General features: G+C 37.1%; 1 pseudogene. It reads left to right on the top strand.

The features are described from left to right. Window positions 1-267 (top strand): annotated as a pseudogene (locus AAEY62_RS22695) (oxygen-independent coproporphyrinogen III oxidase); the annotation flags it as partial.

Genomic DNA, 267 nt, shown 5'->3' with positions numbered 1-267 from the left:
GCACTTAAGTGCCGATGATGTAATACGCGCTGATGCAATTAAACAGCTTATATGCCAGTTTGAGTTAGATATGGAGGCATTTAGTGCCAAACATGCACTTAACTTTAACCACTACTTTGCTGATGCACTAACGGCAATTGAGCCTTTAATTGCTGATGGGATGGTCACTATTGAAAATAATATGATTAGTGTCACTGCTAGAGGTAATTTATTTATTCGTATTATTTGTATGTGCTTTGACGCTCACTTACAAAAACAGCTAAATGC

It is taken from the genome of Pseudoalteromonas sp. GW168-MNA-CIBAN-0100, assembly GCF_040309225.1.
In the GTDB taxonomy this organism is placed as follows: Bacteria; Pseudomonadota; Gammaproteobacteria; order Enterobacterales; family Alteromonadaceae; genus Pseudoalteromonas; species Pseudoalteromonas arctica.
This window is presented reverse-complemented; position numbering and strand designations above follow the sequence as displayed.